General features: G+C 45.5%; 27 protein-coding genes. 13 read left to right on the forward strand and 14 right to left on the reverse strand.

Annotated elements, in window-relative coordinates; translation table 11 throughout:
- Positions 1 to 7: 7 nt before the first annotated feature.
- The 4 genes from ICN33_RS03695 to ICN33_RS03710 are packed head-to-tail and all read right to left on the reverse strand — an operon-like array spanning position 8 to position 2,451.
- On the reverse strand, positions 8 to 274 hold the full coding sequence (locus ICN33_RS03695; RefSeq protein WP_215362317.1) for a DUF493 family protein: 267 nt from the start codon (positions 272 to 274) through the stop codon (positions 8 to 10).
- A gap of 19 nt (positions 275 to 293) precedes the next feature.
- Positions 294 to 1,007 (reverse strand): alpha/beta hydrolase, encoded by a 714-nt coding sequence (locus ICN33_RS03700; protein WP_216194663.1) that lies wholly within the window; start codon positions 1,005 to 1,007, stop codon positions 294 to 296.
- A 24-nt stretch (positions 1,008 to 1,031) separates the two neighbouring features.
- Positions 1,032 to 1,340, reverse strand: coding sequence for a ferredoxin (locus ICN33_RS03705; protein WP_216194665.1), 309 nt, complete (start codon positions 1,338 to 1,340; stop codon positions 1,032 to 1,034).
- 16 nt (positions 1,341 to 1,356) lie between these two features.
- Complete coding sequence (locus ICN33_RS03710; RefSeq protein ID WP_216194667.1) at positions 1,357 to 2,451, reverse strand: VanZ family protein; 1,095 nt, start codon at positions 2,449 to 2,451, stop codon at positions 1,357 to 1,359.
- A gap of 37 nt (positions 2,452 to 2,488) precedes the next feature.
- Here ICN33_RS03710 and ICN33_RS03715 point away from each other — a divergent pair, with 37 nt between their 5' ends.
- Complete coding sequence (locus ICN33_RS03715; protein ID WP_216194669.1) at positions 2,489 to 3,274, forward strand: biotin--[acetyl-CoA-carboxylase] ligase; 786 nt, start codon at positions 2,489 to 2,491, stop codon at positions 3,272 to 3,274.
- Positions 3,271 to 4,080: a type III pantothenate kinase gene (locus tag ICN33_RS03720; RefSeq protein WP_216194671.1), complete on the forward strand. Its 810-nt coding sequence runs from the start codon at positions 3,271 to 3,273 to the stop codon at positions 4,078 to 4,080. The genes ICN33_RS03715 and ICN33_RS03720 overlap by 4 nt, the downstream gene beginning before the upstream one ends.
- Here ICN33_RS03720 and rfaE2 read toward each other — a convergent pair.
- Complete coding sequence (gene rfaE2, locus ICN33_RS03725) at positions 4,077 to 4,565, reverse strand: D-glycero-beta-D-manno-heptose 1-phosphate adenylyltransferase (RefSeq protein ID WP_216194673.1); 489 nt, start codon at positions 4,563 to 4,565, stop codon at positions 4,077 to 4,079. The genes ICN33_RS03720 and rfaE2 overlap by 4 nt on opposite strands.
- A 92-nt stretch (positions 4,566 to 4,657) precedes the next feature.
- On the opposite strand from rfaE2, the gene ICN33_RS03730 reads away from it, so the two are divergent.
- Genes ICN33_RS03730 through ICN33_RS03750 form a run of 5 tightly spaced genes read left to right on the forward strand, consistent with a single transcriptional unit; the run spans position 4,658 to position 9,454 of the window.
- Positions 4,658 to 5,227, forward strand: coding sequence for a glutathione peroxidase (locus tag ICN33_RS03730; protein ID WP_216194675.1), 570 nt, complete (start codon positions 4,658 to 4,660; stop codon positions 5,225 to 5,227).
- Positions 5,224 to 6,600 carry an FAD-dependent oxidoreductase gene (locus ICN33_RS03735; protein ID WP_216194676.1) on the forward strand — a complete coding sequence of 459 codons (1,377 nt, stop codon included), beginning with the start codon at positions 5,224 to 5,226 and terminating at the stop codon, positions 6,598 to 6,600. The genes ICN33_RS03730 and ICN33_RS03735 overlap by 4 nt, the downstream gene beginning before the upstream one ends.
- A gap of 3 nt (positions 6,601 to 6,603) precedes the next feature.
- Positions 6,604 to 7,389 (forward strand): DUF1365 domain-containing protein, encoded by a 786-nt coding sequence (locus ICN33_RS03740; protein WP_216194679.1) that lies wholly within the window; start codon positions 6,604 to 6,606, stop codon positions 7,387 to 7,389.
- Positions 7,386 to 8,681 carry a cyclopropane-fatty-acyl-phospholipid synthase family protein gene (locus ICN33_RS03745; protein ID WP_216194680.1) on the forward strand — a complete coding sequence of 432 codons (1,296 nt, stop codon included), beginning with the start codon at positions 7,386 to 7,388 and terminating at the stop codon, positions 8,679 to 8,681. The genes ICN33_RS03740 and ICN33_RS03745 overlap by 4 nt, the downstream gene beginning before the upstream one ends.
- Positions 8,678 to 9,454, forward strand: a complete 777-nt coding sequence (locus ICN33_RS03750) for an SDR family oxidoreductase (protein ID WP_216194682.1) — start codon at positions 8,678 to 8,680, stop codon at positions 9,452 to 9,454. The genes ICN33_RS03745 and ICN33_RS03750 overlap by 4 nt, the downstream gene beginning before the upstream one ends.
- 29 nt (positions 9,455 to 9,483) lie before the next feature.
- Here ICN33_RS03750 and ICN33_RS03755 read toward each other — a convergent pair whose 3' ends face one another.
- The 3 genes from ICN33_RS03755 to argS are packed head-to-tail and all read right to left on the reverse strand — an operon-like array spanning position 9,484 to position 12,523.
- Complete coding sequence (locus tag ICN33_RS03755) at positions 9,484 to 10,131, reverse strand: thiol:disulfide interchange protein DsbA/DsbL (protein WP_216194684.1); 648 nt, start codon at positions 10,129 to 10,131, stop codon at positions 9,484 to 9,486.
- Positions 10,128 to 10,760 carry an SPOR domain-containing protein gene (locus tag ICN33_RS03760; protein ID WP_216194686.1) on the reverse strand — a complete coding sequence of 211 codons (633 nt, stop codon included), beginning with the start codon at positions 10,758 to 10,760 and terminating at the stop codon, positions 10,128 to 10,130. The genes ICN33_RS03755 and ICN33_RS03760 overlap by 4 nt, the downstream gene beginning before the upstream one ends.
- A gap of 35 nt (positions 10,761 to 10,795) precedes the next feature.
- A complete protein-coding gene (argS, locus tag ICN33_RS03765; protein ID WP_216194688.1) occupies positions 10,796 to 12,523 on the reverse strand; it encodes an arginine--tRNA ligase in 1,728 nt (575 codons plus the stop codon).
- Positions 12,524 to 12,558: 35 nt separating this feature from the next.
- Here argS and ICN33_RS03770 point away from each other — a divergent pair, with 35 nt between their 5' ends.
- Positions 12,559 to 12,873, forward strand: a complete 315-nt coding sequence (locus ICN33_RS03770; RefSeq protein WP_216194690.1) for a DUF1840 domain-containing protein — start codon at positions 12,559 to 12,561, stop codon at positions 12,871 to 12,873.
- Here ICN33_RS03770 and metH read toward each other — a convergent pair.
- Both metH and ICN33_RS03780 read right to left on the reverse strand, forming a co-directional pair.
- Positions 12,870 to 15,620 (reverse strand): methionine synthase, encoded by a 2,751-nt coding sequence (gene metH, locus ICN33_RS03775; RefSeq protein WP_216194692.1) that lies wholly within the window; start codon positions 15,618 to 15,620, stop codon positions 12,870 to 12,872. The genes ICN33_RS03770 and metH overlap by 4 nt on opposite strands.
- Complete coding sequence (locus ICN33_RS03780; RefSeq protein WP_216194695.1) at positions 15,617 to 16,681, reverse strand: homocysteine S-methyltransferase family protein; 1,065 nt, start codon at positions 16,679 to 16,681, stop codon at positions 15,617 to 15,619. Before ICN33_RS03780 ends, metH begins: the two co-directional genes overlap by 4 nt.
- Positions 16,682 to 16,755: 74 nt before the next feature.
- Between ICN33_RS03780 and ICN33_RS03785 the strand changes: the two genes are divergently transcribed.
- A complete protein-coding gene (locus ICN33_RS03785) occupies positions 16,756 to 17,205 on the forward strand; it encodes a PhaM family polyhydroxyalkanoate granule multifunctional regulatory protein (protein WP_216194697.1) in 450 nt (149 codons plus the stop codon).
- On the opposite strand, the gene ICN33_RS03790 is transcribed toward ICN33_RS03785, so the two are convergent.
- The gene (locus ICN33_RS03790) at positions 17,117 to 18,202 is read right to left on the reverse strand and encodes an MBL fold metallo-hydrolase (RefSeq protein WP_216194699.1); all 1,086 of its coding nucleotides are present in this window, start codon (positions 18,200 to 18,202) and stop codon (positions 17,117 to 17,119) included. The genes ICN33_RS03785 and ICN33_RS03790 overlap by 89 nt on opposite strands.
- A gap of 40 nt (positions 18,203 to 18,242) precedes the next feature.
- Between ICN33_RS03790 and ICN33_RS03795 the strand changes: the two genes are divergently transcribed.
- Entirely contained in the window at positions 18,243 to 18,419 is a 177-nt protein-coding gene (locus ICN33_RS03795; protein WP_216194701.1) for a DUF1289 domain-containing protein, read from the forward strand.
- 20 nt (positions 18,420 to 18,439) lie between these two features.
- Here the strand turns inward: ICN33_RS03795 and ICN33_RS03800 are convergent, their stop codons facing one another.
- Positions 18,440 to 19,423, reverse strand: coding sequence for an MDR family oxidoreductase (locus ICN33_RS03800; RefSeq protein WP_216194703.1), 984 nt, complete (start codon positions 19,421 to 19,423; stop codon positions 18,440 to 18,442).
- A gap of 87 nt (positions 19,424 to 19,510) precedes the next feature.
- Here ICN33_RS03800 and ICN33_RS03805 point away from each other — a divergent pair, with 87 nt between their 5' ends.
- The 3 genes from ICN33_RS03805 to ICN33_RS03815 are packed head-to-tail and all read left to right on the forward strand — an operon-like array spanning position 19,511 to position 21,008.
- Entirely contained in the window at positions 19,511 to 19,807 is a 297-nt protein-coding gene (locus ICN33_RS03805) for a hypothetical protein (RefSeq protein WP_216194706.1), read from the forward strand.
- A gap of 10 nt (positions 19,808 to 19,817) precedes the next feature.
- The gene (locus tag ICN33_RS03810) at positions 19,818 to 20,318 is read left to right on the forward strand and encodes a flavin reductase family protein (RefSeq protein WP_216194707.1); all 501 of its coding nucleotides are present in this window, start codon (positions 19,818 to 19,820) and stop codon (positions 20,316 to 20,318) included.
- A gap of 27 nt (positions 20,319 to 20,345) precedes the next feature.
- Positions 20,346 to 21,008 (forward strand): glutathione S-transferase family protein, encoded by a 663-nt coding sequence (locus ICN33_RS03815; protein WP_216194709.1) that lies wholly within the window; start codon positions 20,346 to 20,348, stop codon positions 21,006 to 21,008.
- An 18-nt stretch (positions 21,009 to 21,026) separates the two neighbouring features.
- Here the strand turns inward: ICN33_RS03815 and ICN33_RS03820 are convergent, their stop codons facing one another.
- Together ICN33_RS03820 and ICN33_RS03825 are read right to left on the reverse strand one after the other, a co-directional pair.
- Positions 21,027 to 24,062 carry an efflux RND transporter permease subunit gene (locus ICN33_RS03820; protein ID WP_216194711.1) on the reverse strand — a complete coding sequence of 1,012 codons (3,036 nt, stop codon included), beginning with the start codon at positions 24,060 to 24,062 and terminating at the stop codon, positions 21,027 to 21,029.
- 7 nt (positions 24,063 to 24,069) lie between these two features.
- Positions 24,070 to 25,209 (reverse strand): efflux RND transporter periplasmic adaptor subunit, encoded by a 1,140-nt coding sequence (locus ICN33_RS03825; protein ID WP_216196536.1) that lies wholly within the window; start codon positions 25,207 to 25,209, stop codon positions 24,070 to 24,072.
- Positions 25,210 to 25,253 lie beyond the last annotated feature (44 nt).

The following is a 25,253-nucleotide window of genomic DNA, read 5'->3' on the forward strand; positions in this document are numbered from 1 at the left end:
AATTCAATTACAGAACGATGCTAACGAGGGGATGAGTAGACAAAGTTCGATACAACTCATCTAACTGTTCACGACTAGTTGCAGTAATTGGCAAAGTAATACCCAAATAATTTCCATCCTTAGAGGGGCGCTGCTCAACCTTACTCTCATCAAACGTAGGATCAAATTGTTTTGCAATGTGCACTATTGCAGGAAGATACTCTGGGTTTGCCTTACCCATCACCTTGATAGGAAAAAGTGATGGGTACTCGATTAATGATTTTTCTTCAGCCATATGATCTCTCTGGTTCTAATTACTGACGATGATCTGGCATGCCCAACCAAGCGCCAGTAATGATGTTGCGAATGCAATGTAAACGACGATGAAAGAAGTGATCAGCACCGGGAACCACTTGGACAGTGAGCTCTTGCGGACGCGCCCAATCTAAAACATCAATCAAGGGAATGGTCTCATCCAATTCACCATGAATCAAAATCGTATCAGCCGGAACCTGAGCCAGCGTCCATTTACCAGCGGCACTACCAACCATGACAAGGCGTTCAGCCGGGCGACCCAGATCTGAAAGTCTTTGTACTAAATGGCTACCAACAAAACTGCCAAATGAAAAACCTGAAACCACTAAAGGTAAAGTATTCGCATTGGTAACCCAAGATTGATTTACTGTTGCTTCAAATTCACCCCAGCTTGAAGGTGTTCGCATCCAGTCAGTAACGTGCAACAAATCTTCTAGCTCGCCAACCCCGTCATCATGGACGCCTTCAGTTCCGCCTACACCCCTAAAGTTTGGGCGCACGCTAACGTAACCTAATTGATTAAACGCACGCGCCATGGTTTGAGCTACTTTGTTATCCATGGTTCCACCCATCAAAGGATGTGGGTGCGCAACAAGTGCTAAACCGCGAACTGCAAATGTAGGATCATTTTTTAATTCATCTGGAAGATCGATGGACATTTCCATTGATCCCACAATACCTTCGATATGAATTACTTTAGTACGGCTATTCATAAAAAACTTTCAATTCTTAAATTACTATGCCAATTGCAAGCGCTCTACTGGGCGTCCTGCGATTAAATGCGACTGAATAATTTCTTCAACGTCATCCGCATCAACAAAGGTATACCAAATGCCTTCTGGATAAACAACCATTACTGGACCATCGGCACAACGATCTAAGCACCCAGCCTTATTTACCCGAATCTTTCCTGGGCCCGCCAGACCGAGCTCCTTCACTCTTTTTTTGGCATAGTCAAACAAGGCAAAAGCATTATGCTGATCGCAACACTCTTCGCCATTAGCGCGCTGATTTAAACAAAAAAATAGGTGGTGTGAAAAACTCATAGAAAAATTATATTTATCAATGTTTCGGTTTAAATTCCAAGGCGCTACGAAGCAACCAAATAAGAGCCAAAGGTAACCATACTACTGAAACCCACTGCATCAGCTCATTAAAGTGTAATAAACGTCCTTGATACCAATGTCTTAGCGCCAGTATGAAATATGGATTGTCAGGTAAAACATTGACCGCGATTGTGGTGCCAAGTAGGCAGATCAAAGCTAGCCAAAACTTAGTTCTTAGCTCTAACTGTAATGCCCATCGTAAGAAGATGCTGCTAAGGACCATACCCCAAATTGCACCGGTAGTCAGCCAATTCAAACTAAACTCGGCGCCAAATTGAAGTGCGGTAAACATAATCTTGATCAATACCGTCAGCCCAAGCAGCCCATTAAGAATGCGCCATTGTGGACCCTTAGTGCGCAATCCCAGCGAAAGCAAAAGTGCAATACCTAGCCAAGACAGCGATGTAATGACTGTCTCTTGAATGACATGATTAATTACTAAGGTACCCCAATCAACTGAGCCAAATATGGCATGCCCCCATACGCCCGTGCCAAGCCAGGAGCTTTGCGGGTAAATCTGTGACCAAGGAAACAACAAGAATAAGGCACATGCTGCCCAATTGAGGCCAAACCATTGATCAAAGCGCCGACGAATTGCGCTCCCAGATAACCATTGCGGTCCAAGAGGAATGGCTAATAAGCCCCCCAATAAACCCCCAAAGATATTGGCCCACCAATCCATTTGACTTGGGATGCGAGTAGGCAGCCAAGATTGCAATGTTTCTACGCCCAGTGCCAAGGTGGCACTTAAAACCAGGGCAATCCCAAGCGCTACATAGTTACGCCATCCTGGATAGGCAGCAAACATCACCAAGAATCCGAACGGAATGTAAGCCAAGATATTGACTGACACATCAAATAGAGTAATAAAACGGGGTAAAGGGGCGTCCAACCAGGCCCATGCGACTATGCCGTTCTGAAAATCAAAATCAAAAGGGTTAAGACTGACATATAGGATCAAAAGTGCGTAACTGAGGCTCATAGCCCTAGCCAATGGCATAGCCTGCAGAGGCCATGCCAACTTTCGAGGTCTTTGATCTTTTTGATCCATCCCACAATTCTAGGTCAGACCTTTCTACAATGGCAGAATGACTGCAAATTGCATCCTTGAGCGCGTTACCGAGACCAAATCAACCAACGATGATCTTTTAGCACGCTGGCGCGCGGGTGAACTCATCGACCCAGTGGCTCGTATCGCCCACAAACAAACTGCTGGCAAGGGAAGAGCGGGTCGAGCATGGCTTGCTAACCCAGATGATTCATTGTGCTTTTCTCTCGCATTCCCATTTAAAAGAACGCCTTCTGAACTTAGCGGGCTTAGCTTGTTGGTTGGCTTAGCAGTTGTTGCTGGTATTTCACAGGCTTGCGATCTTAGCGAAGCGAAGCTGCAAGCAGCAGGCCTTCAGCTTAAATGGCCTAATGATTTATTGCTAAACAAGCACAAATTCGGAGGCATCCTCATTGAAGGCGGCCAAGCAAAACCGGGTGATCCTACTTGGATGATTATTGGTGTTGGGATTAACTTACGTAATGCAGAAGTGATTGTAGAAACTCTAGACGCCGGAATTAAAGTAGGTTCACTTTCCGATCTGACTAAAGCACTTCCTGATATCGAATACCTTTGGCTTAAATTAATTGCTTCACTTGAGCAACATCTCACAGAATTTGATCTGCATGGATTTAAGCCTTGCAAAGAGCATTGGATGCAATGGGATGCTTATCGAGATCTGCCTGTGTGCATTTCTGGTGCTGGCAAAGATCCTATTTGCGGCCTTGCAAACGGCATTGATCAAACAGGGGCATTACTATTGCTGCAAGATGACAAAATAATTACCATTCACGCGGGCGATGTTTCATTGCGGATTCAATCATGAGCCTCTATTTATTTTTTGATGTTGGTAATACGCGCCTTAAATGGGCGGCTGTAGAGTCTTCTCAAAATCCAAGCGAGCAACAAAAGAAATTATGGGCTTACTCTGGGTCTATCAGCAGTAAGTCTTTACAGTCAGTAGAACATCGCGCTGAGTTAGCAGACTATATTTCTAAAACATTGCCAAAGCCTGCAGCCATTGGATTCTGCTGCGTTGCTGGCGAAGAGGCAATTACCAATCTCAAGTCATTATTTCCTCAATGGAGTGATATTGAATGGAAGCAATTAAAGGGAGATAGTACTTTCATAGGGATGCGCAGCTTATATCAAGACCCTAGCAAGCTTGGCGCCGATCGCTGGGCTGCGCTGATCGGTGCTCGCGCCCTGTCAAGCAAAAATACTCTAATTGTGAATGCCGGTACCGCTACAACAATTGATTTAATTGGCTCCAACGGCGTACATTACGGCGGATGGATTTTGCCCGGCCTTGAATTAATGCAAACTAGCTTAGCAAACAATACTGCGCAGCTAGATTTAGCTACACGTTCAGCGCACCATGGTTTCGGCGTGTGCACTAATGACGCAATTATTGGGGGCTGTGACGCAGCGCAAGTGGGTGCAATTCTCTATGGCATGCAGCATGCAAAAGAGATCAATATCCCCGTTGAAAAGATTTGGATTGATGGTGGTAACGCAAAGATCCTAGCAAAGGAAATTTCACAAACCAATTTACCGGCCAGGCAAATGCTTGAAGTAACAGAAGGATTGGTGCTGCGTGGTACTTGGGCCTGGTTACTGCAAAATCTTTAAGAACGGATCTTGCCTAATAGGCTTGTAGTCGAGCGCTCATATATAAACGGTATCGCAACGGCTTTGCCGCCCCAACTTTTTACCAAGTGGGTCTCTGCCAAGGTATCGATTTCATAATCACCGCCTTTGACGTAAATATCGGGCCTAATTTTTTCGATTAAGCCGACGGGTGTTTGTTCGGTGAACAACACTGCCATATCTACGCTTTCTAATGCAGCCAATAGAGCCTGACGATCAGCCTCGGTATTAATGGGACGGTCATCCCCTTTACCCAACATCTTTACAGAGGCATCCGAGTTAACGCCCACTACCAAACTAGCCCCCAAAGCACGTGCCTGCGCCAAATAACTAGCATGACCGCGATGCAAAATATCGAAAACTCCATTAGTAAACACTAATGGCCTAGGAAGATTTGCTAAGCGAGCTCCAAGTTGGTCTGGTGGGCAAACTTTGGCTTCGAAAGAGGGTGGTGGCAACTGACTCATAACCCAATATTAATGGCAATTTTGTAATGCCAGCGATATTACTCAGAATGTCTTAGACTTGCCCTCTATCTAGTGAAATTAAAAGGCGCAATATGCACCGCTATCTAATAAATTCCCTCTTTGGCTTATTTGCCCTCCTATCGGGATTTCAGCCTGCTAATGCTGCGACCACTTGCAGCCCCCTGCTCTCCCACACCTTTCCCCGCCTTCAGGATGAGGCGCCGCAAAACCTTTGCCAATATCAAGGCAAGGTTATTCTGGTTGTAAATACAGCCAGCTTCTGTGGTTTTACAAGCCAGTACGAAGGTCTTGAGAAGATTTATGCCAAGTACAAAGACCAGGGTTTTGTAGTGCTCGGCTTCCCGTCCAATGATTTCGGACAACAGGAGCCGGGTAGCAATAAAGAAATTGCTGATTTCTGCAAGAATACCTATGACGTGAAATTCCCGATGTTTGCCAAGAGTACAGTTTCGGGTAATAGCCCAAATCCCTTATTTAAAATGTTGATTGCCAAAACAGGCACAACTCCAAAATGGAATTTTTATAAATACCTAATAGATCGTAATGGCAATGTGGTTGATTCATTTGGCAGTATGACTAAACCAAGTAGCAGCAGTATTACTGGCCCAATTGAAAAGCTTTTAGGAGAAAAAGCTCAGTGAGTAAAAAACGAATTGCCATTATTGGCGCGGGCATCTCTGGATTGGGCTGCGCATATGCCTTAAGACAACATCCTGAGTTTGAAATTACATTATATGAAGCAGGCGACCATATTGGTGGTCATAGCAATACAGTAGATTTCACTTGCAACATCAACGGGGAGGAAGTCACCCATGGTGTAGATACTGGTTTCCTAGTCTTTAATCGTAAGACTTATCCGCGCCTCGTTCGGCTATTCGAAGAAATTCAAGCGCCAATATCCCCTTCAGAAATGTCTTTCTCTGTATCCATTGATGCCTCTGGAAAATCTGGGATAAATAAAAAAATTGAATGGGCCGGTAACGACATTAATTCATTTTTTGGTCAACGATCCAATCTTCTTTCTCCATCATTTTGGAGAATGGCCTATGACATCTTGCGCTTTAATCGCTTAGCTACTCAGCTAGCGCATGAACAAATTGAAGCCGGTCATCTATACAAAGAGCCAGATGAAAAAATTTCTGATTTTTTAAAGCGTCATCGCTTTAGTCAAAGCTTTAAAGAGAATTATTTTCTCCCCATGATTGGTGCCATCTGGTCTTGTTCAGTCGAGCAGATGCTAGAGTTTCCGATTCAAACCATGGTGCGCTTCTGTCATAACCATGGTCTTTTGCAAATCCAAAATCGCCCACAATGGTTGACCATCAAAGGCGGATCACGAGAGTATGTAAAGCGGATTGTTGCTGTACTAACAAAACATCAGATAGTGATTCAGCGTGAGTCTGTTCTGCGTGTAAATACCAATCAGAATGGCAATCAAGTTGAAGTGATTAGCCAGTCTGGTATGGCCCACTTTGATGAAGTGATCATGGCCTGTCACAGCGACCAAACATTAGATTTAGTTCATGGCATTGATCAACAAGCCAGAAATATTTTGGCGGCCATTCCATACCAAAAGAATCGTGCGCTTTTGCATACCGATATTCGCTTCTTACCAGAAGCAAAGCGCTGCTGGGCAGCATGGAACTACACCGCCAAGTCTGGTGACAAACCAAATACAAAACAGCATGTCAGCGTTAACTATCTAATTAATCGCTTGCAGCCACTGCCAGCCCAACTACAAGATACGCAAATTATTGTTAGCCTTAACCCTTCGGAAGAGCCCGATCCAAAACTAGTGCATCAAGAGATTCACTACTCTCATCCAGTCTTTGATATGAATGCGATACAAGCTCAGAAGGAGCTGCCCTTAATTCAGGGATCATCGTCAATTTGGTATTGCGGCGCTTGGACTGGTTTTGGGTTTCATGAGGATGGCTTGCGTTCAGGTGAATTGGTTGCTGAAGCTTTAATTGAAAGCGTTCGACAGCCCATTAAAACTAAACAAGATGTCTAGTTAATGGCGCAAGCAAACATTAACTTTGGAGTAGTAAAACACCAGCGCTTGCGGCCAGCAAGGAATGCATTTGGCTATGGTGTATTTACTATATCCATCCCTATGCGTGCTCGAAGCGCTAATCCCAATTTACTCACACGTCAGGGCTTAAGCGATAACCGCTGGGGACTTTGCGCATTTTTTGATAAAGATCATGGCTTGGGAGAATCCGACAGCCTTGCCTGGATTGAAAAGATTCTTGCGGAAAACCATGTGCAACATGTCGACGGAGAAATTTGGCTTCAGACCTTTCCAAGGGTGTTGGGCTATGTCTTTAATCCAGTAAGCTTTTGGATCTGTAAGCGTGCCAATGGCAAAGTGCAGGCAGTTCTGGCTGAGGTCAACAATACCTTTGGCGAGCGACATTGTTATTTACTGCATAAAGATTCAGGCGAAGAGTTGCGCTCAGGCGAAACGCTCACCAGCAAAAAAGTATTTCATGTTTCACCATTTTGCGCGGTACGGGGTGACTACCATTTCCGCTTCTTATTTCCACAAGATAGCACTAGCGGCATTAAAAACGTCTGTCGTATTGAGTTACATGAAGACGGTCTACCCCTTATCAATACCAGTATCAGCGGCACCAGTCGCCCATTAAGTCAAACCAACCTCATTTTGGCGATGATGCGCTACCCCCTAATGAGTTTAGGAGTGATTTTCCGGATACATTGGCAAGCATTGAAATTATGGTTAAAGGGTGTACCCTTTCATTCAAAACCTAAACCACCCGAACTTGAAGTTAGCAGATGAATCGCCCAGGACAATCCCTTCTCTCTAGACTAAATTTTTCTCGCCCCCAGGAGCGCGTTAACTCCTCACACAAACATCACATTAGCGCCAAGACACTTCTAGCGCTCTTGACCCAACTTAGCAGTGGTCACTTGAAATTAACGCTGCCGGATGGCGAAAAGCGGGAATTTGGAAACCATAGTGATCAATTACTTGCTGAAATTCATATCTTGGAGTGGTCAGTATTTAAAGACATTATGTCGCATGGAGATATTGGTTTTGCTGAAAGCTATATCCAAGGAAAATGGAATACCCCGGATCTCAAGACACTACTTGAGCTAGCGATACGAAATCGAACTATCTTAGAAAAAGCCATCTATGGCAATTGGTACGGATCCATCTTTTATCGCCTGAAGCATTGGCTGCGAGATAACAGCAAAGCTGGGAGTCGCAAGAATATTCATGCACATTACGACCTAGGAAACGCCTTCTATACGCTTTGGCTTGACCCCACCATGAGTTACTCTAGCGCCTGGTTTGCAGAAGGCGATAAGCAAGCTCTAGTTGATGCACAGCGCGCAAAGATAAAGCGCATTCTTAAATCTCTTCAAACCAAGTCTGGAGATCATGTTTTAGAAATTGGCTGCGGCTGGGGTGGAGTGATGGAAGAATCCCTGCGGAGCAATAAAGCGATTACAGGCCTAACTCTCTCAAAAGAGCAAAAGGCATTTGCAGAAAAGCGTTTGCTAGCAGTTCAAGCGGAGATTGTTGACGCCCCCTCTTTTGAAGTGCGATTACAAGACTATCGCGATTGTCAGGAAAAATATGATGGCATCGCTTCAGTCGAAATGTTTGAAGCGGTCGGCGAGAAACATTGGCCTGAATATTTTGAAACGATTGCACATTGCCTAAAAGCTGGTGGTAAAGCCTGCATCCAAACTATTGTGATTGCAGAAGACCTATTTGATCGCTATCGTCGTAATACTGACTTTATTCAACAGTATGTATTTCCTGGAGGCATGCTGCCTTCTAGGGAAAGCTTTAAGGAAAGCGCAGCCAAAGCCGGATTAAGAATCGAACAAGAATTTGCATTTGGCGCCGACTATGCAAAAACTCTTTGCCTCTGGAGAGATAGCTTTAATCAAAAATTGAATGAGGTTCGTCAATTAGGATTTGATGAAGCTTTTATTCGTCTATGGAATTTCTATCTGATGTACTGTGCCGCGGGCTTTACGGAGCGCAATATCGATGTGGTGCAATTTACACTGAGTCACCAACCCTCACCCGCATCTTCTGATGCGCTCAGCGCATGAAACAACTAGGTATCGATCATTTCTCGGGAAAAAGAGTCTGGGTCATTGGTGCTTCTAGCGGCATTGGTGAAGCCTGTGCACAGGCCCTTCTACTCAAAGGCGCCAAGGTTGCGCTTTCTAGCCGACGAGCCGAACGACTGAATCAAATCGCCCTTAATTGTGAAATTGGACAAACCCTCGTTGTTCCACTAGATGTTACAGATGACGTGCAACTCCAGACTGGCTATAAAACTATTTTGAGTGCCTGGGGTGGAATTGATCTCCTCCTTTTTGTATCCGGAATGTATGTGCCGCTACGTGCAGATAATTTTGATATCAAGATTGCAGAGAAAACGATTGATGCCAACCTTTTGGGGCCCATGAGAGCGGTTGCATTAGTGGTGCCAGAGATGCTAAAGGCTCACTCAGGGCATATTGCTATTGTTGGCAGTGTCGCAGGATACAGCGGCCTACCAAAAGCCCTAGCATATGGCCCAAGTAAAGCAGCCATCATCAATTTCTGTGAGAATTTGTATTACGACTTACTACCTACCGGTGTCTGCGTACATATGATCTCACCAGGATTTGTGGCTACAGAAGCTACCGCACAAAATGATTTTGAAATGCCAGCCTTAATTAGCGCAGAAACAGCAGCAAATGAGATATTGATAGGTATTCAGAATGGGGAATTTGATATTCATTTCCCTAAGCGATTCTCAAGATTCTTAAAGTTTCTCCGAATCTTGCCTTATCCAGTCTACTTTTGGATTGTGCGCCGCTTCGTCAAAATTTAAGTAGCGCCAAAGCATGACCTTCAAAAAAGTTATTGCTTGTACTTATCTTTGCGGATTTTATCTTCCAAATAATCCATTACGGCGATTGCTTTAGCTTTAGTCCCCGCAATAGATGGTGAGGTCACGTATTTACCTTGCATCACAATCGTAGGCACGCCATCAATTCGGTAAGCTTCCGTTAACTGCTTAGCGGCACGCGCTTTGGAAACAACTGCGAAAGAACGATAAGTCGCCAAGAAGGTATTTCTGTCAATGCCTTGTGATGCAACCCAATCAGCAATCTCCGTCTCCGTTAGAAGGCGCTTGTTTTCTTTATGCATTGCATACATGACTTTTTCATTGAGCGCATCTCCTTTGCCCATTGCCTCTAAGGCATAGAACAATTGGCTATGTGGCAAGAAGTCATCGCGAAAGGCTACAGGGACTCTGCGAAAGACAACATCTTTAGGTTGACGCTTCACCCAAGCACTAAGCTCAGGCTCAAAGTCGTAGCAATGTGGACAACCGTACCAAAAGAATTCAATAACCTCTACTTTTCCCTTGGTTTCTACCGGCTGCGCAATAGGCAAAATGCGGTAATCGAATCCTTCTTCAATTTTTTGACCTTGCGCTCCAGCAAAGCCACTTAAAGAAAGAAGTGTAAATAAGGTAATGAGTCTTTTACTAAATGAAATCATGATTTACTAGATTTAATTAAAGTTGGTTTAATGCCCATGCCACTCAATTTATCGCGTACTGAGTTACTCTCTTCAGGGCTGTTATATGGACCTACACGAACACGCCAGAGGGTGTTTCCATCGCTCGTCACTTCACTTAACTGCGCCTGCATTCCTTGAATAGCCAAATTGGCTTTTTGCGCATCTGCATCAGCACGTTTTGTGAATGCGCCCACTTGTAAAAAATAAATAGAATCTGCTTTAGTTGAAGGAGTAAGAGCTGAATCTGCAGGCTTGTCGGCCGATTTCTTGCCGTTGACTAAATCACCAATCGGATCTGTTGAAGCTGCGGCAGGTGATTTACCCTGGAGCGGTTTATTTAAATCAACTGGCTCGACAGGAGCAGCCACTTCACCTTCAGCGGGTGTAGCAGAAGGTTTAATAGTTAATGGCAGACTAGGAGCACGCATCCCCGGTCTTTCTTGGGGCGTATTTTTGGAAAGATAAAAGGCGATAACAAAGGCAATACCAAGGCCAGCGCCTAGCCCCAAAATAAAGCCGAGAATAGTGCCGCCGTATTGGGTATTTTTACTATCAACGCGGTTAAGGCGTTTTACGAAGCCAGTTTGCTGATTCGGTGTTTTCATCATTTCCTCATCTTACATCTTCACTCCATGCCTCGCCATTACATCTTTAATGGTGCTGATACCCCGAGTACTTTTAAGCCATTTTGTAGAACCTGGCGGGTTGCTAAAAGCAATGCAAGACGTGCTTGTTTTAAGTTCTGATCGTCAACCAATACGCGATCGGCGTTATAGAAAGTATGGAAATCACCTGCTAAATCACGCAGGTAAAAAGCCAATGCATGCGGAGCTAATTCTTCAGCAGCAACTGTAAGGACTTCTGGATATTCCGCTAAACGACGCAGTAGATGATCGGATGCCTTGCTTTGTAGAAGGGATAGGTCGGCCATAGCCAATTCTGATGCCTGTCCACCCCATTGATGCAAGATTGAACTAATTCGCGCATGCGCATATTGAACGTAGAACACTGGGTTCTCATCGTTTTGCTGCAAAGCTAAGTCAACATCAAAAACAAACTCAGTATCTGCCTTACGCGAGATCAAGAAAAAACGCACCGCATCGCGGCCGCGCTGCAAAGCCAGTTCCCTCTCTTCGGGCGTCATCTCCGGCGTAACACCACCAGACCATTCAACCAAATCACGCACTGTTACATACGAACCAGCGCGCTTAGAAATTTTCACTTCTTCACCATGACGCATCACGGTAACCATCTTGTGCAAAACATATTCTGGATACGTTTTAGGAATATCCCAACCGCGCTTCTTTGCTACGCCCTGCAAGCCTGAACGAACACGGGCAATCGTGCCATGGTGATCGCTGCCTTGTACGTTAATGACTTTGTGAAAGCCGCGATTCCATTTACTTGCGTGATAAGCCACATCAGGAACGAAGTAGGTAAAGCTGCCATCTGACTTACGCATCACACGATCCTTATCATCGCCGTCATCCGTACTCTTTAGCCATAGAGCACCTTCAGACTCATAGGTCTTTCCAATGCTTTGCAAATCACCAACGATTTGGGCAACACTACCATCGGTGTACAAAGAAGACTCTAGGTAATAACAATCAAACTTCACACCAAAGATTTTTAAGTCTATATCTTGCTCATTACGCAAATAAGCAACTGCAAATTGACGTATCGCTTCGATGTCATCTTTAAATTCGGGAGAGGCTTTAAATGTTGCCGCAATCTCCGCAATATATTCGCCGTTATAAGCCTGTTCAGGCCACTTGGCGTCCCCAGGCTTCAGACCTTGTAAGCGAGCTTGAACCGATAAGGCCAAATTGGCAATCTGCACACCGGCATCGTTGTAATAAAACTCACGGTGAACTTGAATTCCCTGGGTTGCCAATAAATTCGCTAAGGCATCACCAAGCGCAGCCTGTCTTCCGTGACCTACGTGTAGTGGGCCAGTTGGGTTGGCTGATACAAATTCAATCATCGCACTTGGGGCAGACCCATCACTTGGGGCAGACTCGCCAAAATGTAATCCCGCGGATAGTATTTCACCCACCACCGCTGTCTTAGCGGCATTACTGAGGCGGAAATTAATAAAGCCAGGACCGGCAATTTCACAAGATGCAATAAGCTGGTTAAAGCCTGCTTGCTGCTGCAAGCGCTCCACCAAAGCTTGTGCCAGCTCGCGTGGATTCAGTTTCCAGGCCTTAGAAAGCTGGAGCGCAATATTACAGGCGACATCCCCATGATCTACAGCCTTGGGGCGCTCAAGACGGGGGGCGGGAGCATCTCCCAACCCGCGTTCTAGGGCTAAGCCTGTGAGCGCATCACTCAGCATTTCGATTAAACGATTTTTATTGGTCGACAACATAGATAAGTGAGTTTATCAGGTGGTAAGCTATCGAAATGATCTATCAATTTCGCTCAAAGGCTGGTCCAGATGTCATCATGCTGGCGGATCTGACTAAACGAATTTTTGACATATTAGGGCGCCCCCTAGAACCCCGCGGCATCCTCACGGTAGAGCAACTCCCAAATCTCATCACCGCGCTTGAAACCGCCATCCTCAAAGATCTTGAGGAACGGGCCAAAGCAAATGAGAACGAGAATGGTGCAGAAAAGCCCAGGCTGGCTGACCGCCTTGGACAGCGTGCCTACCCTTTCTTGGAACTTATGAAGCAGTCTAAAGCCAAAGATGAGCCGGTAATGTGGGGCGTTTAATCCAGTAAGCTCGCTAATTGGCGCCGGGTATCTTCAACACTCTGACCACGACGCTTTGCTAAGTCTTCAACCTGATCAATCGAAAGTTTGCCCACATTGAAGTAGCGCGCGTCTGGGTGAGCCAAATAGAAACCGCTTACGCTAGAAGCTGGATTCATCGCCATCGACTCTGTCAGTGTCATACCGATGTCTTCAGAACCAATCACCCTCAATAAATCTTGTTTGACCTCATGGGCGGGACAAGCTGGGTAACCAGGCGCTGGGCGAATGCCGCGGTATTCCTCGTTGATCATCTGATCATTTGTCAAAATCTCATCGGTTGCATAACCCCAAAGATCAGTTCGAACGCGATGGTGCATTAATTCAGCAAAGGCTTCTGCCAAGCGATCTGCTAAAGCCTTCAACATAATGGCACTGTAGTCGTCATGCTTTGCCTGAAATTCAGCGACTTTCTTTTCAACGCCATGTCCTGTAGTAACCGCAAAACAACCAAGGTAATCAGAGACGTGAGAATCTTTTGGTGCAACATAATCAGCTAAACAACGATTAGGTCTGCGCACACCATCTACAACGGGACGTTCAGATTGTTGACGTAAGTTATGCCACACAAACAAAGGATGTTCACGCGCTTCATCGCTATACAGAACAATATCGTCACCAATCGTATTGGCGGGATAGAAGGCAACTACTGCATCGGCTTGCAACCATTGGCCCTTGATCAGCTTGTCAAGCAACTCTTGTGCATCTGCATAAACCTTGCGCGCCTCAACACCAACAACTTCATCATCTAAGATTGCTGGAAACTTACCTGCTAAATCCCAAGTCTGAAAGAATGGTGTCCAGTCAATATATTTAGCAATATCACTCAGTGCAAAGTTTTTAAATATACGACGACCAATAAACTTCGGCTTCTCTGGAACATAAGCCGACCAGTCAATCATCTCGCGATTCTTACGAGCCGCCTCTAAAGAAATAGTTGGCGCAGCTTTCTTATTGGCATGCTGTTCGCGAATGCGAACATAGTCATCGCGCAAATCTTGAATAAATTTCTTGGCGCTTTCATCTGAGAGCAAGCTAGAGGCAACGGATACTGAGCGAGATGCATCAGGTACATACACCACCGGACCATCGTAGTGTGGGGCAATCTTTACGGCAGTGTGTACGCGCGAAGTGGTTGCGCCGCCAATCATCAAAGGAATTTGACGCTCGCGGAACCAATCATCACGCTGCATCTCCTGCGCAACGTAAGTCATTTCTTCAAGTGATGGTGTGATTAAACCTGATAAACCAACAATATCTGCATTCTCTTCTTTAGCGCGCTTCAAAATTTCTGCGCAAGGAACCATCACACCCATATTGGCTACTTCAAAGTTATTACATTGCAGAACCACAGTCACAATATTTTTACCAATATCGTGTACATCACCTTTAACAGTTGCCATGACGATCTTGCCCTTGGCCTTGGCTTCGCCACCCGCTGCAATATGTTGGCGCTTTTCTTCTTCGATATACGGAATCAAGATTGCAACTGCCTGCTTCATCACGCGCGCACTTTTGACCACTTGGGGTAAGAACATCTTGCCAGCACCAAACAGGTCGCCAACAACGTTCATGCCATCCATGAGTGGGCCCTCAATTACTTCAATAGGTCTACCGCCAGCACCCATAATTTCAGCGCGCAACTCTTCGGTATCGTCCTCAATAAAAGTAGTGATGCCATGTACTAGGGCATGCGTCAGACGCTCACGCACAGGAGCTTCGCGCCATACTAGGTTCTCAACCTGCTTAGCGCCCCCGCCTTTAAATTGATCAGCAATATCTAACAAGCGCTCTGTTGGTGTCTTGCCATCTTTTTCTTTAAAACGATTGAGGACAACATCCTCAACACGCTCACGCAATTCGGAATCAAGGTCCGCATAGACACCCAATTGACCTGCATTCACAATACCCATGTCCATGCCAGCCTGAATGGCGTGATACAAAAACACGGTATGAATAGCTTCGCGTACACGATCATTGCCGCGGAACGAAAAGCTCACATTAGAAACGCCGCCACTAACCTTGGCGCCAGGTAAATTTTCTTTAATCCAGCGAGTAGCATTAATAAAGTCGACTGCGTAGTTGTCGTGCTCTTCAATGCCAGTAGCGATGGCAAAAATATTCGGATCAAAAATGATGTCTTCAGCAGGAAAGCCAATTTCGTTTACCAAGATCTCATAGCAACGCTGACAGATCTCCGTCTTACGCTTAAACGTATCTGCTTGCCCTACTTCATCAAAAGCCATCACCACAGAGGCAGCACCGTAACGACGAATTAAACGTGCCTGCTTTCTGAAGGACTCCTCGCCCTCTTTCAAGGAAATCGAATTAACGATAGGCTTACCTTGAATACATTTCAAACCAGCTTCAATAACGCTCCACTTAGAGGAATCGATCATGATTGGAACGCGTGCGATGTCTGGTTCAGATGCAATCAAATTCAAGAAACGCGTCATTGCCGCTTCAGAATCCAGCATCGCCTCATCCATATTGATGTCGATGACTTGCGCGCCATTCTCAACTTGCTGACGCGCCACAATGAGCGCTTCATCAAATTGATTATTCAAAATCATGCGGGAAAATGCCTTGGAACCTGTGACATTAGTACGCTCACCAATATTGACGAAGCCAACATCAGCAGTAACGTTAAAAGGCTCAAGTCCAGAAAGCTTCATTGCTGGCATTGCTTTTTTCTCTATCTTGCTCATGCTGCTGCCCCTACATTTTCGCGATAGAAAGCACGAGGCTTGCGTTTGGCAACGGCATCTGCAATTGCACGAATGTGATCAGGCGTAGTGCCGCAGCACCCCCCAACTAAATTCACTAAACCATCTTTAGCAAAACCATCTACCAAACTAGAAGTAATTTCGGGCGTTTCATCAAAGCCTGTATCACTCATCGGATTGGGTAGACCCGCATTAGGATAGCAAGAGACTGCCGCATCGCAAATCCTTGCTAGCTCTGCAATGTAAGGGCGCATCAGAGCAGCACCTAACGCACAGTTCAAGCCGAAAGTGAGTGGCTTAATGTGGCGTAAGCTATTCCAGAAGGCTTCCACTGTTTGACCAGATAGAATGCGGCCGGAAGCATCAGTCACCGTTCCAGAAATCATGACTGGCAAACGTTCGCCCGTTTCTTCAAAAAATTCATCTAATGCAAATAAGGCTGCTTTTGCATTAAGTGTGTCGAAAATAGTTTCAACTAAAAATAAATCTACGCCACCAGCAAACAAACCTTCGATTTGCTCGCGATAAGAAGCACGCAAAGCATCAAAGGTTACGTTACGTGCACCTGGATCATTTACATCCGGTGAAATACTGGCAGTCTTTGGTGTAGGTCCAATCGCTCCCGCTGCAAAACGTGGCTTATTGGGAGTGCTATATTTTTCACAGGCCGCACGCGCTAATTTGGCAGAGACTTCATTCATCTCGCGCGCTAAGCCGGCCATTTTGTAATCCTCTTGTGCCACTGAAGTTGCACCAAAAGTATTGGTTTCAATAATGTCTGCGCCAGCATCCAAATACTGCTCATGAATTTTGCTGATAATTTGCGGCTGGGTCAAAACCAAGAGTTCATTGTTTCCCTTGATATCCCCAGGGTGTTCGGCAAAACGGGTATTTCCTGGCATGCCGCGATAGTCGGCTTCGGATAGTTTGTATTGCTGAATCATGGTGCCCATGGCGCCATCCAAAATGAGAATGCGCTGCTTTAATAGCTCGGGAAGCTTTTGACCGCGGGTGTAAGGCTGGGACAAACCATTAGATTGCATTGTTAAACCGGGAATAATCTCTAGAATCCCTTATTCTATTGGAAAAGCCACTTTTCATTTACCCCGGAGCCCTTATGTTTGGAACCATTCCAGAATTTAATCAAAGCCTAGATATGTTTAAAACCATGTGGGGGCAAGGTGCTGCCGGTCAGGCTGGGCAATTCCCCTTCACAACAGATGCCTCTAAGGCTGCTGGCGGCTTTGGTTCAGCCTTTCCTGGCTTGGATGTGGACGAGCTTGAAAAGCGGATCAAGGACCTTAAAAGCGTTGAAAATTGGCTTAATCTGAACCTCAATATCCTTAAATCGACCATTCAAGGCCTAGAAGTCCAGCATGCCACCATGATGGCCCTCAAATCCTTCGGTGATGCTGTCTCAGCAGCTAGCTCAGCAGCAACCGCCCCAAAGGAAGAGTCTGAGACTAAAACGACTAGTGCTAAACCGCGGAAAACCGCAACACGCCGTCGTCGCAAAGCTGGCGATGCAACTTTCCTCGACGAAGTAGGTAATTCAGATGAGCAATAGCCTCACCCATCGCAAATGTGAGTTGATGAATATCTAATTCGCGTTTAAACAAAACCGGCACAAGCTCTCTAGCGTGTGCCGGTTTTTTACATGCGCCCAGAGTATCTGCCAAGCGTTCGTCATGATGTGCTTTCAGTTGTGCAACGCGCGGTCTGATTCCAGTAAATGGTTTGCCATGCGATGGAAGCACTAATGCATCCTCAGGTAGTTCTAAATATTTTTCAATAGAGTCCAAATACAATCCGAGGGGATCTGCATCTGGATCAGCGTCATAAACGCTCACATTCGTGGATATGCGGGGCAACAACATATCTCCAGAGATCAATACCCCTAGCTCTTCACAAAATAGAGAAGCATGCTCAGGGGCATGTCCATAACCCATGATGACCTGCCACGCACGACCACCAATCAAAATAGATTCACCATCCAAAATACGTCGGTACTGACGCGGCACTCCGGGAACCATATTGCTATAGTAATTTGAGCGTGACCGAATTTTTTCTAAATCTTCTACGCCTGTTAAACCATGTCTTTGAAAATGATCTGCAGAACCCCCGCTGCCTGCCCGTGACCCAACTGCAGCGCCACCCTCCTTGCAACTTAACCACTGTGCAGTTAAATAATCTGTCATGGAAATCCACATAGAAACATTCCACTTCTCGCATAGCCATTGCGATAAACCCACATGATCAGGATGCATATGGGTCACAATGACACGCAAGACTGGCATACCTTCAAGCTGGGTAGCAAATACCTGCTCCCAAGCAGCTCTTGTCTCATCATTGGCGATACCACAATCCACAATCGTCCATCCCGCAACACCATCAATTTCGTCACGCAATAGCCATAGATTGATATGATCCAAAGCAAATGGTAGTCGCATCCTGATCCAACGAACACCAGGCGCCACCTCGATGCTGCTACCCACTTCCGGAAGCGCCTCTCCTAAGGGATAATGGACTGCGGATTCAGCACTCGCTTTGTTTTGAGTATTCATGGCTTAGTGTTATTTATTTATTTTTATTTCTAGGTTTGCTTTGACAACAGTTCCATCGCCTTGCATTAATTGGTGTGACATTAACCCTGAAAATGGTTACTGCCGTGGCTGCTATCGTACTTTGTCTGAAATTGCTGATTGGTCAGATCTCACGAATCCTGAAAAGCTCGAGGTTTGCTCACAACTCCCTAGTCGCAAACCCCAAGCACCGCAGTAAAACCAATCTTCATTTCTTTTTTATTTATTCACGTCGACAATTAAACGTCCACGTACATTTCCTGCCATTAATTCTTGTGCGTATTTGATTGACTCCTCTAGCGTAATCTCATGAGAGATTTCATCTAAGGTTTTTAGATCCACCAACTTACTGAGTTGCTCATAGGCAGCGATTCGTTTTGGACGAGGTACAGTCACGCTATTAATGCCATACAAAGTAACACCGCGCAAAATAAATGGCGCAACACTCGAAGGAAAATCCATGCCTTGAGCCAGCCCACAAGCGGCTACTGCGCCATCACTCTTGGTTTGTGCACAAGCATTGGCCAGAGTATGACTCCCGACGCTATCGACTACCGCAGCCCAACGCTCTTTTGCCAATGGTTTGCCAGGGGCCGATAAAGTAGCGCGATCAATTACTTCTGTTGCGCCCAATTTTTTCAAGTAATCTGCTTCAGCCATGCGGCCAGTACTGGCGACAACACTAAAGCCTAGCTTGCTAAGAAGCGTGATTGCAAAGCTACCAACACCGCCGGCAGCGCCAGTGACCAAGACCTCCCCATCACTTGGCTTGAGCCCATGCTTTTGTAGCGACATAACGCATAGCATGGCGGTATAACCTGCGGTGCCAATAGCCAAAGCCTGTTTAGCAGTAAACCCTTTTGGCAACGGAATCAACCAATCAGCCTTTACACGAGCCTGCTGTCCCAAACCACCCCAATGTCCCTCACCCACACCCCAGCCGTTAAGAAGCACCATATCGCCAACCTTGAAGTCGGGACTAGTGCTTTCTAGCACTTCACCAGCAAAATCAATTCCCGGCACCATTGGAAAGCTTCGAACAACTGGGCCTTTACCAGTAATGGCAAGGCCATCCTTATAGTTCAGAGTGGAATACAGGACTTTTACGCGAACATCACCCTCTGGAAGGCTAGCCTCATCGACTTGGGCAAGCTCTGCGCGATACCCTTGTTCATCCTTATTTACTAATATTGCTTTAAACATGTCTCTTCCTTTAAGAACGAGGTATTTCCCCGCAGCAATTGCTTAATAGGTTTATCCTAACGAGCATTGCTGATTATGGAGGTTTCCATGAAAAAAATTCTACTATTAACTACGATTTCTGGCTTGGCGCTATCTGGCTGCTATTCCACCCAAATTAATATGTCCATGGGCAATATGCGCCTTATCACCTCTAGTGCTGCGCCGCAGGATGTCATGGATTTCGCCACCAAGACCTGTCAAGAGGATTTCTATGAAGGCGCCAGCTTTTTATCTAAGGCAGGCAAAGAATATCGCTTTAAGTGCGTAAAAACTGAAGAAAACGAAATCTTGAATCCAATTCCTGGCACAACGATTGCTGCTACAGCAAAAGCTGAAGCCAAGTAAGTAAAGACTAATGACTCCATTTACCTCACAAGAGCTGCGCAAGGGGTTTTCTTCATTTGCCACTGGGGTCACTGTAATTACCTGCCTCGATGAGGAAAACAATTCTCACGGAATTACGATTAGCTCCTTCAATACTGTCTCGCTTGAGCCACCGCTCATACTCTGGAGTCTAAAGAAGCATTCACGTCTAATGCCCTGGGTTGAGCTTGGCAAGAAACACCTGATTCATGTTCTCGAGCGCTCCCAAGAGAATTTGGCAATGCATTTCGCCACAGTGAAGATTGATCAATTTAAGGGAATCGATCACAAGCTCGCAGCCAGCGGCCTTACCCAAATTGATCATTGCGTAGCTTATTACGAATGTGAAACCGTTTGTGTTCATATTGGCGGCGATCACAACATCATCGTTGCCAAAGTGCTTAACTTAAAAAATCATCCTGAACGAGATCCGCTCATTTTTGCGCGCAGTCAATTTATTGGCCTTGATTTCACTGAAACTAAAACCAACTAATTCGAATTAACTTCGTAAGGAAATGCCATGATGCGTTTATGGGGTCGCAAAAGTTCTATTAACGTTCAAAAAGTACTATGGTGCCTTGCTGAGCTTGGGTTAGAAGAAAGCAAAGACTTTGAGCGGATTGATGCAGGTCTGCAATTTGGCAAAAATAACACGCCCGAGTTTCTCAAAATGAATCCAAATGGGCTTGTGCCTACGCTCGAAGATGGGGATCTGGTTCTTTGGGAATCCAACACCATGATGCGTTATTTAGTTTCGCAGTACGACAAAAATGGACGCTTTCCAAAAAGCATTGCAGCTCAATACAGCTCTGAAAAAATGATGGACTGGCAGCTAGCAACGCTATGGCCTCCATTGCGCACTGCTTTCTTAGGTCTCACTAGAACAGCTGAAAAAGATCGGAATTACGACGCTATCTATAAGGGTTATCAAACGACAAACCAAACCCTTGGTTTGCTCGATAACATCCTATCGGCGCAAGATTACTGCTCGGGTAATGAATTTAATATTGGCGATATTGTGGTGGCTTTGTGTGTACATCGCTGGGTTTTGCTGAACGATGCATTTCCAGAAAAAACAGGTCCACGCAGTGAACTAAAAAACGTTGAACGCTGGTTACTGCAGATGAGAACTGAAACCTGCTTTGGCGAGTTTGCTGATAAAGAACTGAATATCGTTAAATAAGTTTTAGCACTCAAGAAGTTATTGTTGCTTGAACTTTTTAGCGTGGTGGTCAGCCCCTATAAATAGGTACATTGCTGGTACTACGAAGAGAGTGAATAAGGTGCCAATCGAGAGGCCTGTAAAGATTACAATACCCATCGATTTTCGACCCGCAGCACCAGCCCCAGAGGCAATCACCAGGGGCAAGACGCCTAGGACCATCGCAGCAGTTGTCATCAAAATTGGGCGCAAACGAACGCTACTTGCCTCAACAATAGCATCGAGCTTACTGCGACCAGCTTCTTGAAGCTCATTAGCAAACTCCACAATCAAAATACCATGCTTACTAATTAAGCCCATGAGCGTAACGAGGCCAACCTGGGTATAGACGTTTAAGGTCGTGAATCCCAGATTAATAAAGATCAAAGCACCGAATAAGGCTAGCGGCACAGAAACCAAAATCACAATCGGGTCACGGAAGCTTTCAAACTGTGCTGCAAGCACCAAGAACACAATCAAGATTGCAAAGAACATGGTGACCAAGAATCCACCAGACTCAGCCATAAATTGGCGTGATGGACCTGCGTAGTCCATTGCGTAGCCATTGGGTGCAACCTCTTTCAAGGTCTGGCGCATGAACTCTAATAAATCTGCCTGAGAAATAAATGGAGTACTCACTCCAGAAATCGTTGCTGAATTCAGTTGCTGGAAATGATTAATCGATTGAGGTACTACCCTTTGCTTAATCGTTGCGATAGTGCGCGCCTGCACCATAGCACCACTCGGAGTACGAATGTAGTAATCCAATATTTGATCTGGGTTTAGACGATCAACTTGTTTTACTTGTGGAATGACGCGATAAGAGCGCCCGGCCACAGAGAAGTAATTTACATAGCCACCACCCAAAGCGGCAGACAGCGCTGCACCAACCTGTTGTTGAGTCATTCCTAATGCTGCAACCTTTTCGCGATCAATTTCCAATACATCTTGTGGCTTATCAATCTTGAGATCAGAATCCACAAAGAAAAAATTGCCACTACGGCGCACTTTATCAAGCACTGCTTGCGATACTTCGTTTAACTGCGCATAAGATTCAGTTGTATTGATGACCACCTGCACTGGCAATCCTTGTGCGCCTGGTAAAGCCGGGAATTGGAAGGCGGCAACGCGTGCACCGGCAATGGTATTCCACTGCTGCTGCATATCTTCCTGGAACTTCGTTGCATTCCGACTGCGCTCGCCCCAATCTTTTAGCAAGATACCGCCAAAGCTAGAGGTTGGACTCGTTATTTGAAAGGCCTGCTCGTATTCTGGCTCTGCAGCAGCAATTGCGTAGATTTGATCGGCATAAGTCTGCATTTGAGTAACTGTGCTGTTCGGTGGTCCTGATGCTTGCATCAAGACAATGCCCTGATCTTCTGTAGGTGCCAATTCAGCACGCGCGGTAGTATACAAATAAGCTACGCCACCCAGCAAGATTACCCCCATCACAATAATGACCTGCCAAGTACTTAATAAATCACGCAAAGTTGTTTGATAACTGTGATGCACCTTATCAAAAACACGATCAATTTTCTGGACGAATGGTGAGGCTTCTTGCTCTTCGGTAAAGATGCGAGAACACATCATGGGTGAGAGGGTTAAAGCAATCAATCCCGAAACAGCTACCGCACTAGCTAAAGTAAAGGCGAACTCAGTAAACAATGCACCTGTTAATCCGCCCTGGAAGCCAATAGGGATATACACCGCAATCAACACTACCGTCATTGCCAAAATAGGGCCGCCTAATTCACGAGCAGCAATTAAAGAGGCTTCTAGTGGAGACTTGCCTTCTTTCATATGGCGGTCAACGTTTTCCACCACGATGATGGCGTCGTCCACTACCAACCCAATTGCCAATACCAAGGCCAAAAGGGTCAGCAAGTTTATGGAGTAACCCAAGACTTGCATTAAGAAAAATGTGCCGATGAGTGATAAGGGCATTGCAATCACTGGTACAGCAACAGCGCGAGCACTACCTAAGAAAAGGTAGATCACCACCGTCACAATGACTAAAGCTTCTAATAAAGTAGAAACTACTTCCTCAATAGAGCTGGTAATAAATTTGGTTGAGTCATAAACAATCTTGCCGGTCATGCCGATGGGTAATTGCTTCTGAATATCGGGCACTACATCACGAACACGTTGTGCCACGTCTAATAAATTGGCTTGAGGCGCAACCTTAATTGCAATAAATACTGAGCGCTTGCCGCTAAAAGCAACGTTGGTGTTGTAGTCCTCGGATCCTAAAGTGACAGTAGCTACCTGGTCTAAATAGACAATATTCACACCGTCTTTTTTAATGACCAACTTACGAAACTCTTCAAGCGTATGTAAATCAGTACCAGCAACTAAGTCAACTGACACCATATCGCCTTTAGTGCTGCCAACCGCTGATAGATAGTTGTTTGCTGACATGGCGCTATAGACATCATCGGCACCAACACCGAGCCCAGCCATCTTCTCGCGATCTAACCAAGCACGTAAGGCAAACTTTCGACCACCAGTGATTTCAGCATTTTGTACGCCCTCAACCGAATCCAGCTTTGGCTTTACAACACGCAATAAATAATCGGTAATGGCATTATTGGGGATTTCATCGCTGTAGAAACCCATATACATCGCGGCAGTAGATTGACCAACCTGCACAGTCAAAATAGGTTGCTGCGCCTGCGGTGGCAACTGATTCTTTACCGCACTAATTTGAGTCTGAATCTGCGTTAATGCCGCGTTTGAGTCGTAGTTCAACTTCAGCGTTGCAACAATGGTTGAAACACCACTCACACTGGCTGAAGATAGGTAATCAATACCTTGAGCCTGAGCTATAGAGGCTTCCAGGGGTTGAGTAATAAAGCCTGCAATCGTTTCAGGATCGGCACCATAGTAGGCCGTAGTAATTGTCACAATCGCGTTTTGCGTTTGCGGATATTGATTTACTGGCAAAGAACCAATTGCCTTCAAACCAAATATCAGCACAAGGGCGCTCACCACCATGGAGAGTACTGGCCTGCGGATGAATATGTCAGTCCAATTCATCTGCTATTTATTCCTGCGGCTTTGGATCAGGTGAGTTTGCTGGCTGCACCTTATTGTTAATAATCAATGGTGTGCCATTTTTGAGCTTAAGCTGACCACTAGTAACAACCGTTACACCTTCATCCACGCCCTTCAGGATGGCAACCTGATCACCACGTGTTAGCCCAGTCGTTACAAATACTTGTTGCGCTTCAAGGGCTGGATTGCCTTGCTTGTCTTTCTTGCCAGTAGGTTTAGCAATAAAGACCGTTGATCCATAAGGGTTGTAAGTCACTGCCGTCTGAGGCAATGTCAAGTACTTCACTTGATCGCCCAGTTTGATATTTACATTAGCAAACATGCCGGGGAGAATTTTTTTATCTGGGTTAGCGAGTTGTGCCTCAACCTGAATATTGCGTGTATTGGTATCAACTTTCGGACTAACAGCTGTAATCTTGCCGGTGAAACTAGCATCTTTAAATGCATCAGTCGTCACTATGACTTCTTGGCCAACCTGAATTAGCTCCGCATTATTTTGTGGCAAGTTGAAGTCTACAAAAATAGGATCCAAGGTTTGCAGCGTTAATAGCTTATCGCCAGGGTTTACATACTGACCCGGATTGATGGAAACAATACCAACACGACCCGTAAATGGCGCCTTAAGATTTTTCTTTGCTACCAAAGCCATCTGTTGCTCTACTTGCGCTTGTTTAGATTTGGCATCAGCAGCGCTTGTATCAAATACGTTCTTGCTAATTGCCTGAATCGCTAGCTGCTGTCTATCTCGCTCATTAATTACCTTGGCTAAATCAGCCATTGCTTTTAAGGAGTTCAACTGGGCAACATCAGAAGCATCGTTTAATTTAATTAGAAGCTCACCTTCTTTGACATCTTGTCCAGACTTTATGGGCACTGTTTGTACCAAGCCGCCGATCTCGGTACTGAGCTCAACACCCCTAAATGCACGTACATTACCAACACTAGTTAACTTAGGCTGCCATTCAGCAGTGGTAATCACCATTGTTGATACTGCTGCAGGAGGCAAACCCATGCTAGAGATGAAATGCTTAATCATGAAGGTCTTCACCTGATTAAAAGTGAAGATCAAACCTAACAATAAAAATACGCCGCAGAGCATGATGGTCATCCGACGCTGCAATGGCTCCATAGCCATCAGCTTTCCGTACGCCTTAGTGTTGCGCCACTTCTGTC

This window comes from Polynucleobacter sp. UB-Tiil-W10 (assembly GCF_018881605.1).
GTDB lineage: Bacteria > Pseudomonadota > Gammaproteobacteria > Burkholderiales > Burkholderiaceae > Polynucleobacter.

Bases quoted from the DNA above. Each gene is read 5' to 3' on its own strand.
- ICN33_RS03695 (WP_215362317.1), bottom strand. From the start codon at position 274: ATGGCTGAAGAAAAATCATTAATCGAGTACCCATCACTTTTTCCTATC.
- ICN33_RS03700 (WP_216194663.1), bottom strand. From the start codon at position 1,007: ATGAATAGCCGTACTAAAGTAATTCATATCGAAGGTATTGTGGGATCA.
- ICN33_RS03705 (WP_216194665.1), bottom strand. From the start codon at position 1,340: ATGAGTTTTTCACACCACCTATTTTTTTGTTTAAATCAGCGCGCTAAT.
- ICN33_RS03710 (WP_216194667.1), bottom strand. From the start codon at position 2,451: ATGGATCAAAAAGATCAAAGACCTCGAAAGTTGGCATGGCCTCTGCAG.
- ICN33_RS03715 (WP_216194669.1), top strand. From the start codon at position 2,489: ATGACTGCAAATTGCATCCTTGAGCGCGTTACCGAGACCAAATCAACC.
- ICN33_RS03720 (WP_216194671.1), top strand. From the start codon at position 3,271: ATGAGCCTCTATTTATTTTTTGATGTTGGTAATACGCGCCTTAAATGG.
- rfaE2 (WP_216194673.1), bottom strand. From the start codon at position 4,565: ATGAGTCAGTTGCCACCACCCTCTTTCGAAGCCAAAGTTTGCCCACCA.
- ICN33_RS03730 (WP_216194675.1), top strand. From the start codon at position 4,658: ATGCACCGCTATCTAATAAATTCCCTCTTTGGCTTATTTGCCCTCCTA.
- ICN33_RS03740 (WP_216194679.1), top strand. From the start codon at position 6,604: ATGGCGCAAGCAAACATTAACTTTGGAGTAGTAAAACACCAGCGCTTG.
- ICN33_RS03745 (WP_216194680.1), top strand. From the start codon at position 7,386: ATGAATCGCCCAGGACAATCCCTTCTCTCTAGACTAAATTTTTCTCGC.
- ICN33_RS03750 (WP_216194682.1), top strand. From the start codon at position 8,678: ATGAAACAACTAGGTATCGATCATTTCTCGGGAAAAAGAGTCTGGGTC.
- ICN33_RS03755 (WP_216194684.1), bottom strand. From the start codon at position 10,131: ATGATTTCATTTAGTAAAAGACTCATTACCTTATTTACACTTCTTTCT.
- ICN33_RS03760 (WP_216194686.1), bottom strand. From the start codon at position 10,760: ATGATGAAAACACCGAATCAGCAAACTGGCTTCGTAAAACGCCTTAAC.
- argS (WP_216194688.1), bottom strand. From the start codon at position 12,523: ATGTTGTCGACCAATAAAAATCGTTTAATCGAAATGCTGAGTGATGCG.
- ICN33_RS03770 (WP_216194690.1), top strand. From the start codon at position 12,559: ATGATCTATCAATTTCGCTCAAAGGCTGGTCCAGATGTCATCATGCTG.
- metH (WP_216194692.1), bottom strand. From the start codon at position 15,620: ATGAGCAAGATAGAGAAAAAAGCAATGCCAGCAATGAAGCTTTCTGGA.
- ICN33_RS03780 (WP_216194695.1), bottom strand. From the start codon at position 16,681: ATGCAATCTAATGGTTTGTCCCAGCCTTACACCCGCGGTCAAAAGCTT.
- ICN33_RS03785 (WP_216194697.1), top strand. From the start codon at position 16,756: ATGTTTGGAACCATTCCAGAATTTAATCAAAGCCTAGATATGTTTAAA.
- ICN33_RS03790 (WP_216194699.1), bottom strand. From the start codon at position 18,202: ATGAATACTCAAAACAAAGCGAGTGCTGAATCCGCAGTCCATTATCCC.
- ICN33_RS03800 (WP_216194703.1), bottom strand. From the start codon at position 19,423: ATGTTTAAAGCAATATTAGTAAATAAGGATGAACAAGGGTATCGCGCA.
- ICN33_RS03805 (WP_216194706.1), top strand. From the start codon at position 19,511: ATGAAAAAAATTCTACTATTAACTACGATTTCTGGCTTGGCGCTATCT.
- ICN33_RS03810 (WP_216194707.1), top strand. From the start codon at position 19,818: ATGACTCCATTTACCTCACAAGAGCTGCGCAAGGGGTTTTCTTCATTT.
- ICN33_RS03815 (WP_216194709.1), top strand. From the start codon at position 20,346: ATGATGCGTTTATGGGGTCGCAAAAGTTCTATTAACGTTCAAAAAGTA.
- ICN33_RS03820 (WP_216194711.1), bottom strand. From the start codon at position 24,062: ATGAATTGGACTGACATATTCATCCGCAGGCCAGTACTCTCCATGGTG.
- ICN33_RS03825 (WP_216196536.1), bottom strand. From the start codon at position 25,209: ATGGAGCCATTGCAGCGTCGGATGACCATCATGCTCTGCGGCGTATTT.